Annotated in this window: 10 protein-coding genes; 7 read left to right on the forward strand and 3 right to left on the reverse strand. The window is 55.0% G+C overall.

The window, feature by feature from the left end:
• Nucleotides 1-2: 2 nt before the first annotated feature.
• Nucleotides 3-935: a LysR family transcriptional regulator gene (locus tag N8E88_RS21680; protein WP_262295448.1), complete on the reverse strand. Its 933-nt coding sequence runs from the start codon at nucleotides 933-935 to the stop codon at nucleotides 3-5.
• 107 nt (nucleotides 936-1,042) lie between these two features.
• Here N8E88_RS21680 and N8E88_RS21685 point away from each other — a divergent pair, with 107 nt between their 5' ends.
• The 6 genes from N8E88_RS21685 (at nucleotide 1,043) to N8E88_RS21710 (ending at nucleotide 6,777) form a co-directional block, all read left to right on the forward strand.
• The gene (locus N8E88_RS21685; RefSeq protein ID WP_262295449.1) at nucleotides 1,043-2,056 is read left to right on the forward strand and encodes an amidohydrolase family protein; all 1,014 of its coding nucleotides are present in this window, start codon (nucleotides 1,043-1,045) and stop codon (nucleotides 2,054-2,056) included.
• A gap of 135 nt (nucleotides 2,057-2,191) precedes the next feature.
• Nucleotides 2,192-3,235 (forward strand): ABC transporter substrate-binding protein, encoded by a 1,044-nt coding sequence (locus N8E88_RS21690; protein WP_262295450.1) that lies wholly within the window; start codon nucleotides 2,192-2,194, stop codon nucleotides 3,233-3,235.
• 39 nt (nucleotides 3,236-3,274) lie between these two features.
• Nucleotides 3,275-4,315 (forward strand): ABC transporter substrate-binding protein, encoded by a 1,041-nt coding sequence (locus tag N8E88_RS21695; RefSeq protein WP_262295451.1) that lies wholly within the window; start codon nucleotides 3,275-3,277, stop codon nucleotides 4,313-4,315.
• An 8-nt stretch (nucleotides 4,316-4,323) separates the two neighbouring features.
• Complete coding sequence (locus N8E88_RS21700; protein WP_262295452.1) at nucleotides 4,324-5,175, forward strand: ABC transporter ATP-binding protein; 852 nt, start codon at nucleotides 4,324-4,326, stop codon at nucleotides 5,173-5,175.
• Complete coding sequence (locus N8E88_RS21705; RefSeq protein ID WP_262295453.1) at nucleotides 5,172-5,978, forward strand: ABC transporter permease; 807 nt, start codon at nucleotides 5,172-5,174, stop codon at nucleotides 5,976-5,978. The genes N8E88_RS21700 and N8E88_RS21705 overlap by 4 nt, the downstream gene beginning before the upstream one ends.
• Before the next feature lie 34 nt (nucleotides 5,979-6,012).
• Entirely contained in the window at nucleotides 6,013-6,777 is a 765-nt protein-coding gene (locus N8E88_RS21710) for a class II aldolase/adducin family protein (RefSeq protein WP_262295454.1), read from the forward strand.
• A gap of 3 nt (nucleotides 6,778-6,780) precedes the next feature.
• Here N8E88_RS21710 and N8E88_RS21715 read toward each other — a convergent pair whose 3' ends face one another.
• Together N8E88_RS21715 and N8E88_RS21720 are read right to left on the reverse strand one after the other, a co-directional pair.
• Nucleotides 6,781-7,281: a gluconokinase gene (locus N8E88_RS21715; RefSeq protein ID WP_262295455.1), complete on the reverse strand. Its 501-nt coding sequence runs from the start codon at nucleotides 7,279-7,281 to the stop codon at nucleotides 6,781-6,783.
• On the reverse strand, nucleotides 7,278-8,045 hold the full coding sequence (locus tag N8E88_RS21720) for an SDR family oxidoreductase (protein ID WP_262295456.1): 768 nt from the start codon (nucleotides 8,043-8,045) through the stop codon (nucleotides 7,278-7,280). The genes N8E88_RS21715 and N8E88_RS21720 overlap by 4 nt, the downstream gene beginning before the upstream one ends.
• 163 nt (nucleotides 8,046-8,208) lie before the next feature.
• On the opposite strand from N8E88_RS21720, the gene N8E88_RS21725 reads away from it, so the two are divergent.
• On the forward strand, nucleotides 8,209-9,642 hold the full coding sequence (locus N8E88_RS21725; protein WP_262295457.1) for an aldehyde dehydrogenase family protein: 1,434 nt from the start codon (nucleotides 8,209-8,211) through the stop codon (nucleotides 9,640-9,642).
• Nucleotides 9,643-9,684 lie beyond the last annotated feature (42 nt).

Raw genomic sequence — 9,684 nt, forward strand, 5'->3', positions numbered from 1 at the left:
ATTCAGCTTGGCGGAATGTCTGGATTTCGCCAACCGAGTTCACCGCCCTCAACAATTCGCATAACAAGCGGGCGGATCAGCGCTTCAAGCAAGTGGGCGGTGTTCGCGGACAATGATTGGTGAAGGACAAGCGCGACGGTGCGCTCCAGTTGAGGATCCGTGATGCGGCGCGCCGTGACGCGCTGTTCACGTATCTCATCCAAAAACAGGCCGTATGGCACGATGGTGCTGCGGCCATGATGCATGATAATTTCGCGTTTCACATTGGCAGGTTCCACCTCGATCAGGTCTAGCTTTGTCTGTCTGCTCGTGGCGATCTCATCAATCAGCCGCCTGATCGGTCTGACCTTTCCGTCGAGCACCAATGGGAATTCCGACAGCCTGTCGAATGGCACGGTGTTGTCCGTGTTGGATGCCACGCCGTTCAAGCCGACAAGATAGAGGTATTCCTTATAGAGAGGAACGACGCGAATATGCGGCAGATCTGGCGGGTCGTAGCATAGCGCCGCATCCAGCTCCTCCCGGGTCATGGCGTCGATGAGCTCGTCGCTCATTCCCTGCTGGACAACAATGTGCAGCACATCTCCGGCTCCTGTAGCCAGCGGCAACAGTTCGGGCAGCAAAGCACGGCCTGGTGTTGGTGCAACGCCCAATGAGATGCGCTTGCTGTTGGGTTCGCCAAAATGCGCGACAGAGCGCTCTGCTTCCGCGAAGGCCTCCAATGCCTTGGTTCCAGTCTCAATCAGGGTGCGCCCTGCTTCCGTGGTGCGCACGCCACGAGAGTGCCGTTGGAGCAAGATCACCCCAAGTTCGTCCTCCAGGAGCTTTAACTGGTATCCGAGCGCAGGTTGGGACACGTTGAGAATTCGTGCCGCCGCAGTGAAACTGCCAAGGCGTGCGACTGTAATAAAATACCGAAGCTGACGAAGGTTCATGCTGTTTCCTGAGCTATAAGCGTTACTTATAACACGCTTAAGCAAACGGTATTAGTCCCTAAACAACAGAGTTTCTAGTGTGACTCCACCATCTCGAGGAGTTTCCTATGCAATACATCGACGCGTTCAATCATTTCTTCCCGAAAGCTCTTTGGGAGCGCATTCAGTCCCTTGAGGGCGCCGGTAAGGACATCGGCAAGCGGATGCAAGGCGTCCCGTGCATATATGATCTCGATACGCGTTTCCGGGTAATGGACGAATTCGAAAATTATACGCAGATCATTTCACTCGGAATGCCACCGCTGGAAGCGATGGGTGATGGCCAGACGGCATTGGACCTGGCCCGGATTGGCAATGACGGCCAAGCCGAACTCGTCAGCAAATATCCTGATCGCTTCGCAGGCTTTGTCGCTGCATTGCCGATGGATACTCCGGAGGCCGCGGCCCGCGAAGCAGAACGTTCGTTTACGGAACTCGGCGCGAACGGAATTCAGATACATTCCAACGTCAACGGCGCGCCGCTCGACGAGGAACGCTTCTTCCAGGTTTTTGAAGTCTGCGCGAAACACGGCAAACCGGTCTTGCTGCATCCTTCACGTAACGCTTCGATGCCCGACTATGCAACAGAGACCAAGTCGAAATATGAGATATGGTGGACATTTGGCTGGCCTTACGAGACCAGTGCGGCGATGGCTCGTCTGGTATTTTCCGGCTTCATGGACCGTCTGCCCGAACTCAAAGTCGTAGCACACCATATGGGCGCCATGGTGCCATTTTTTGAAGGCCGTGTTGGCCCCGGTTGGGACCAGCTTGGTAAGCGGACAAGCGATGAGGATCTTACCCTGGTGCTCAAGCGACTGAAGAAACGTCCTCTCGACTATTTCAAGGACTTCTACGCAGATACCGCAGTTTTCGGTTCCAAGGCCGCGACGCTTTGTGGCTTGGAGTTTTATGGAAGCGACCGCGTGCTGTTCGCCTCGGATTCACCTTTCGATCCCGAAAAAGGTCCGGGCTATATCCGCGATACGTTGAGGATTCTCAATTCGCTAGACCTCAATAAGGAGGAAATGGAGAAAATCTGCTTCCGCAACTCTCAGGTACTGTTCGGTCTAAAGGGTTAGATATAAGTTTCACTTATACGACCCTACCAAAAACTCTATTTGTGGCCATCTACCGGCGTCTTTAAGCTGGCCACAACCATAGCCCGCCTTCGCTGGTAGCGAGGCAGAAGGTTAATTGCAGACAGGAGGAGACCGGTGTTGAGATCATGGATGCGTATCTTCTATTCGCTGGTACTAGCCGGCGGACTGATGACCAATTCCGCGCAGTCATTTGCAGCCGACAGCGTATCCATCGGCCTCACGAATGCGAGCAGCGACATTGCACTCTTTATCGCTGACGCCAAGGGCTTCTTCAAGGAAGAGGATATCACTCCAAATTTTGTGGCTTTCGATTCCGCGGCAAAGATGATCGCACCTTTGGGTGCGGGGCAACTCGATGTCGGTGGCGGAGCGGCATCTTCGGGTCTCTACAACGCCATCGAGCGTGGCGTCGGTTTGAAGATAGTCGCCGATAAGGCACGCAATGCACCCGGTTTCGGCTTTCAATCGTTCCTCGTGCGCAAAGCACTCGTTGACGACGGGTCTGTTAAAACCATCGCCGACCTTAAGGGACGCAAGGTGGCAACCGTTGCGCAGGCCAGCAGTGATGCATCCGTTTTGAACGAGGGACTGAAAAGTGCCGGGCTCGGATATGGCGACGTGGACAAGGTCTATCTGGGCTTTCCTCAACAGTTTGTCGCCTATCAAAACGGCGCTATCGACGCGAGCATAACAACCGAGCCTACCGTATCGGCAATTCTGGCCGCTGGGACCGCCGTACAATTGACGAGCAATGATACGTTTTATCCGAACGCTCAAACTGCAGTTATTCTTTACGGTCAGGCCTTCGCAGAGGGCAAACCGGACGTCGCCAAGCGCTTTATGAAGGCTTATGTCCAAGCCGTTCGCTACTACAACGACGCGCTGGCCAACGGTAAAATTGCAGGCAAGAACGGTGAAGACGTTGTTGCTATCATGGCGAAATATTCCACCGTCAAGGATCCTGCCGTTATCCGGAAAATGACGGCCCATGCCGTGGATCCGAATGGGTCCGTCAATGTCGACAGCCTGAAGAAGGATTGGACATTCTTCAAGGAGCAAAAACAGATCAACGGCAACGTGCAAGTCGATCAAGTGGTCGATCTAAGCTTCGTCAATGAGGCTGCCAGCGAACTTGGTCCCTACAAGGCGGCTCACTGAGATCGAGTTCGCGCGACATTGGGGATGGGAGGTTTCAAAATGATTGAAAAAGTTAACCGCACTATCGTTTGCTCATTGCTGATGATTTTCTTGTCGACCGGCGCAGCCTGGGCTGCTGACGTCGTCAAAGTAGGGACCGTTGCCTCGACCGGCGAATTCATTCTGAATGTTGCGCAGGGCAAGGGATATTTCGAGGAGGAGGGCATCGAGCCCGCCTATACTTTCTTCGACTCGGCAGCCAAAGCTATCGCTCCGCTCGGCACCGGGCAGATCGATGTCGCCGGCGGGGCGGTATCGGCAGGGCTGTTTAATGCGATCGAGCGCGACATAGCAATCCGGATTATCGCAGACCGAACATCGGTCGCCCCTGGTTTCGGCTTCCATGGCATCGTCGTGCGAAAAGACCTTGCGGGCACGGAGGTCAAGTCGATCGCTGATCTGAAGGGAAGGAAGATCGCGATTGTCGCTCGCGGCAGCAGCACAGAATCCATCCTCAACGAAGCAATGAAGAGTGCTGGTCTGGCCTACAAGGACGTGGAGGTCGTGTATCTGCCTTTCCCGCAGCAAGCAGCCGCATTGGCAAGCAAGGCGGTGGATGCCGTGATTGCGACCGAGCCTTATCTCACTCCGATGCTGAACCAGAATCTCGGCGTCCTTCTGGCTTCGACCGACAAATATTATCCCAACGCCCAAATCGGTGAGCTCATGTTCAGCGAAAACTTTGCCAGCACGCGCAAGGATGTCGGAGTGCGATTTGCCAAGGCCTATATCCGGGCAATTCGTGATTTCCGAAACGCCTTCGGTCCTGAGGGGCGCCTCGATGGCCCGGGATCCGATGAGATCGTCGCCTTGATCATAAAGTACTCCGGCACGAAGGATGAAAAGCTCTTGCGGAGTATCAAACTTCCCGCGGTGAACATCGATGGCCGGGTCAATAGCGAGAGCATCCAGAAGGATTGGCAGTTCTTCAAAGATCAGGGCCTGATCAAAGGGGGCGTTACCCCTGACAAGATCATCGACAATTCATTCGTCGAAGAGGCGCTCAAAGAACTCGGACCAGCGCAAAAGAACCCAGGTTAGGAACAAGGATGATTCAAGCATTGGCCAAGAAAGCGACTGTACGAGACGATGTTGCAACGGAGTCTCGAGAACGGCCTGCAATCCGGATCAAGGGCCTGAGCAAAAGGTTCGGATCCTTCACGGCCGTAGACAATGTCACCATCGATATTGCTCGCGGAGAATTCTTTATGATCGTCGGCCCATCGGGCTGCGGAAAGACAACTTTGTTGCGCATCCTCGCGGGTCTGGAAGCACCAACCGACGGCAGCATCGATGTAAGTGTCGAGGCGGGATCGCAGCGGCCAGTCAACTCCATGGTGTTCCAGGGCGATACGATCTTTCCGTGGATGACGGTGTGGGACAACGCGGCATACGGATTGAAGATGCGCCGGGCGCCGCAAGCCCAGATCAAGGAAGTCGTCGGCCACTATCTGGACCGGACCGGGTTGTTGAAATTTGCGGACGCCTATCCGCATCAACTTTCCGGCGGCATGAAACAGCGCGTTTCGATTGCGCGTGCTTTCGCCAATGATCCCGAGATATTGCTGATGGACGAGCCATTTTCAGCTTTGGATGCGCAGAACAAATTACTGCTTCAGGAAGAATTGCTGCGTATCTGGGAGGAGAACAAAAAGACCGTTCTTTTCATCACGCATGATGTGGACGAGGCGGTGAAACTTGGCGACCGCATCATGGTTATGACCGCGCAACCCGGACGCGTCAAAACGGTGGTTCCGGTGTCGCTCGCGCGTCCACGTGATGTTCTGGAACTTCAACAGAACCCCGAGTTTGGCAAACTGGTGCATCAGATCTGGTCGAGCCTGCGTGAAGAAGTTCAACGGGCACGCGAGCTCGATGAAGCAAAGGGAGTGCTAAAATGAGCGCTCATATCGAAGCAGATACCGCCCGCCCGACCCGATCCTGGAAACTCAGCGAAAACACTCGTGATCGCGTCATCAGCGTAGCGTCGCCGGTTCTTCTCCTTCTAGTATGGGAGATAGCTGCACGCACAGGATTGATCGACACGCGCTTCTTTCCAGCGCCTTCGAGCATCTTCGAGACGCTTGTCACGCTGAGCAGTACCGGTGAACTTTGGCAGCACACCGCTGCCAGCCTGCAACGGTTGTTCATCGGCTTTCTGGTGGGTGGCATACCTGCGCTGATTCTCGGGATAATCATGGGGCTCAGCCGCCCCGTACGCGCTGTGTTCGATCCTTTGATTTCCGCCACTTATCCAATTCCGAAAAGCTCCATTTTACCGCTAGCACTGCTGATCTTCGGGTTGGGCGAGGGCTCCAAGATTTTCATGGTAGCGGTAGGTGTGTTCTTTCCCGTCGCGATCAATGCAACGGCCGGTGTGCGCGAGATCAACAAGATCTATCTGGATGTCGGACGCAATTTCAAAGCCGGCCGTTGGGATACGTTTCGGACAATCGCGTTGCCAGGAGCGCTGCCTGTGATCATGACCGGGATAAAGCTCGGCGTTGGCATGGGTTTGGTCCTGATTGCAATCGCAGAGATGATGGGTGCAAAAAGCGGCCTCGGCTACATGATCTGGGCAGCCTGGGAAACGTTCTCCGTCGAACAAATGTATGTAGGTCTCTTCGTGATCGCGATCATCGGTTTCGTTTTGACATTGGTGCTCAACGAGATCGAAAAACGTCTCGTCCCCTGGAAGCGCTAAGCCGCCCGCCCACAGCATGGAAGAAGGAAAGATCATGGATCGGCACGCCCTTATCGAGGAACTGGTCACAGCGAACCATATTCTCGCAAATGAGAATGTATTGGATTCGTTTGGTCATGTGAGCATCCGGAATCCTGATAATCCCGATCGCTTTTTTCTGTCGCGAGCGCGAGCGCCTGCAATCATCGAAGCTGCGGACATCATGGAGTTCACACTTGAAGGAGTAAGCGTTGGGGCCGAACCCGGCAAACCATACTCCGAGCGCTTTATTCATGCGGGCATCTATGAAGCACGGCCGGAGATAAATGCCGTTGTTCATAACCACAGTCCCAGCGTCATTCCCTTTACGGTGACGAGCAAAAAGCTTCGTCCGCTCATGCATATGTGCGCGCCCATTGGCGATGAGATTCCAACATGGGATATTCGCACCAAGTTCGGTGATTGCACCAATCTTCTGGTGACTGATCTGGCAATGGGGCGCGATCTTGCGGCCTGTCTCGGCGATCGGACCGTGACGCTGATGAGGGGGCACGGCAGCACCGTGGCTGCCCGTTCCATTCGCGAGGTTGTGTTCACCTCCGTTTACATGGAACTCAACGCGGACATGCAGATGAAGGCGATGGCCATGGGGGATGTGGATTATCTCTCCGAGGGCGAGATTGCTGCAATCAAACGCGGAAGAGCAGGCTACACGTTCGAGCGCGGTTGGGAGAACTGGTGCAACCGCGTGGGTCGGCCTTATGTCCCGGGCAGCCGGGAATTCGGTGAAGGCTTTTCACGCACTGATCCGCGCGGTTGATTTCTACCAACGGTACGCTTTTACCCATTCGACGCTTGCTGCTGCGATCTCATCGACTCGATACTCAACATTTTGTCGCAACACAAATGGCTCTCCCGTTGGTCGTTCGAGCGTTGCGAGTTGGCTGTCAAGCATGGACAGGGGCATGAAGTGCCCCGTTCGCTTGCTCATATGATCACGCAAGACCTCTAAACTTCCATCGAGAAAGATGAAGCCGAGTGGCCCGCCCGCTTCCTGCCTTAACCGGTCTCGGTAAGATTTTTTCAGGGCTGAACACGAAACAACGACACCTTTTTGGGCCTTCGCCAATTCCGCGCCGATCTTGTCTAGCCACGGCCAGCGGTCTTCGTCGGTGAGCGGAATGCCCGATGCCATTTTCTCTACATTGGCCGGAGGATGCAGCGTATCACCCTCGACAAATGGCAACTCCAGAGCGGCCGCTATGGCACGTCCGACGGAGGATTTGCCGGAGCCGCTGACTCCCATGACGACAAGCCGGATCATAGCGACGCTGTAATTCCGCCGTCGACATGGATAATCTGGCCATTGACGAACGAAGAAGCGTTGCTGGCGAGAAAAACGGCAGCACCAATCAGTTCCTCGACATTACCCCAACGTCCGGATGGCGTGCGCTTCTCCAGCCAGGATGAAAAGTCGGGATTGTCGACCAACGCCTGATTGAGCGGCGTCTTGAAATAGCCCGGTGCGATCGCATTGACTTGCAGACCATACTTTGCCCAGTCAGTGCACATGCCACGGGTGAGATTGCGGACTGCGCCCTTCGTTGCGGTATAGGGAGCGATGGAGGGACGGGCGAGTTCGCTTTGTACCGAAGCAATGTTGATGATCTTGCCTCGTCCGCGTTTGATCATGTGCTTTGCCACGCTTTGGCCCGCATAAAAGACGCTTGAGATATTGGTCTGCAGCAATAGCTGCCACTTGTCCTCAGGAAAGTCTTCGAGCGGTGCTCTGAATTGCATCCCCGCATTGTTGACAAGAATATCAAGCGCACCGATTTCGGCCTCGATCTTGTCGACACCCGCCTTGACCGCTTGCAGATCAGTGACGTCGAAGTCAGAACCATGGACGGTGTAGCCATCCCCTCTTAGCTCAGCGACCGCTGCGTCCACTTTTGCCCCGTCCCGGCCATTGATCACCACCGCAGCCCCATGGGCCGCCAATCCTTTGGCGATTGCAAAACCGATACCCTGGCTGGATCCCGTGATGAGAGCCAGTCGTCCTTCGAGGTTAAACAGCGGATAGGACATTATATTCTTTCCTTGAAGTTCGATCGATCAGCATCAGTTTATCCGCAAATTCGATCCGTTCGAGCTTGTTTGCGGATATCAAAAAAGCGAGAGGCGGGAATTTCGCGTTGAATCACTCTAGTCCTATGGTATTGGTTCGGCCAAACAGAGCGAGAGAAAAATCATGACATTGCACCAGAATCTGATCAACGGCGAATGGGCCGGTGGCGACGCCATTCCCAATATCAATCCGTCGAACACCAATGACGTTGTTGGTCAATACGCACGCGCCACCGCTGAAGATACTCAGAGCGCAATCGCAGCTGCAAAGGCGGCTTTCCCCGCGTGGTCGCGCTCCGGCATCCTCGAACGCCATGCCATTCTCCGCAAGACAGCTGACGAGATTACGGCGCGCAAGGATGAGCTTGGGAGATTGTTGTCACGCGAGGAAGGCAAAACGTTGCCCGAGGGCATCGGCGAGACGCTCCGCGCCGCACAAATATTCGATTTTTTTGCGGGGGAGGTCCTGCGGCTAGCCGGTGAAGTGCTTCCGAGCGCCCGCCCCAACATCGGCGTTGAAATAACACGCGAGCCGGTCGGTGTAGTCGGCATCATCACCCCTTGGAATTTTCCGATTGCCATCCCGGCCTGGAAGATCGCTCCGGCACTCGCTTACGGCAACACGGTGGTTTTCAAGCCGGCCGAACTTGTGCCGGGTTGTTCCTGGGCAATCGTCGATATCCTGCATCGTGCCGGACTGCCGAAGGGCGTTCTCAACCTCGTGATGGGCAAAGGTTCGGTCGTTGGTCAGACGATTCTCGATAGCGCGGACGTCAACGCCATTACGTTCACCGGATCGGTGGGTACGGGCAAGCGGGTTGCTGCGGCGTCAGTGGAGCACATGCGCAAGTTCCAACTGGAAATGGGTGGCAAGAATCCGTTTGTGGTTCTGGATGATGCCGATTTGACTGTTGCTGTGGAAGCGGCGGTCAACAGCGGCTTCTTCTCGACAGGCCAACGGTGCACGGCCTCGTCGCGTATCATTGTCACCGAGGGGATCCATGACCGGTTCGTTGGAGCGATGACCGAACGCCTGAAGAGCGTTGTGGTCGACGATGCCTTGAAGGCGGGAACGCATATTGGCCCTGTTGTCGATGCGAGTCAGCTCAAGCAGGATGAAGACTATATCGCCATTGGTCAGAAAGAGGGTGCAAGGCTCGCTTTTGGTGGTGAGCGGTTGACCCGCGATAGTCCCGGTTTCTACTTGCAGCCGGCGCTTTTTACCGAAGCTACCAACCAGATGCGCATTTCACGCGAGGAGATATTCGGGCCTGTGGCTAGTGTGATCCGTGTCAAGGACTACGAGGAGGCGCTACATACGGCCAACGACACGCCGTTCGGTCTTTCCTCGGGCATTGCCACGACCAGTCTGAAATACGCAACGCATTTCAAGCGGAATGCCGAGGCTGGAATGGTCATGGTAAACCTGCCAACAGCGGGTGTCGATTTCCACGTGCCCTTTGGTGGACGCAAGGGATCGAGCTACGGTCCGCGCGAGCAGGGCAAATATGCCGCCGAGTTCTACACTATCGTAAAGACTGCTTACACACTCGCGTAAACAAGCCTTCGATTGCGATTTACGGCAGTTTTATTGTTATGG

Source organism: Phyllobacterium zundukense (genome assembly GCF_025452195.1).
Lineage (GTDB): Bacteria > Pseudomonadota > Alphaproteobacteria > Rhizobiales > Rhizobiaceae > Phyllobacterium > Phyllobacterium zundukense_A.

Excerpts from the sequence above, each read along its gene's own strand:
- N8E88_RS21680 (WP_262295448.1), bottom strand. The coding sequence starts at position 935 with ATGAACCTTCGTCAGCTTCGGTATTTTATTACAGTCGCACGCCTTGGC.
- N8E88_RS21685 (WP_262295449.1), top strand. The coding sequence starts at position 1,043 with ATGCAATACATCGACGCGTTCAATCATTTCTTCCCGAAAGCTCTTTGG.
- N8E88_RS21695 (WP_262295451.1), top strand. The coding sequence starts at position 3,275 with ATGATTGAAAAAGTTAACCGCACTATCGTTTGCTCATTGCTGATGATT.
- N8E88_RS21700 (WP_262295452.1), top strand. The coding sequence starts at position 4,324 with ATGATTCAAGCATTGGCCAAGAAAGCGACTGTACGAGACGATGTTGCA.
- N8E88_RS21705 (WP_262295453.1), top strand. The coding sequence starts at position 5,172 with ATGAGCGCTCATATCGAAGCAGATACCGCCCGCCCGACCCGATCCTGG.
- N8E88_RS21710 (WP_262295454.1), top strand. The coding sequence starts at position 6,013 with ATGGATCGGCACGCCCTTATCGAGGAACTGGTCACAGCGAACCATATT.
- N8E88_RS21715 (WP_262295455.1), bottom strand. The coding sequence starts at position 7,281 with ATGATCCGGCTTGTCGTCATGGGAGTCAGCGGCTCCGGCAAATCCTCC.
- N8E88_RS21720 (WP_262295456.1), bottom strand. The coding sequence starts at position 8,045 with ATGTCCTATCCGCTGTTTAACCTCGAAGGACGACTGGCTCTCATCACG.
- N8E88_RS21725 (WP_262295457.1), top strand. The coding sequence starts at position 8,209 with ATGACATTGCACCAGAATCTGATCAACGGCGAATGGGCCGGTGGCGAC.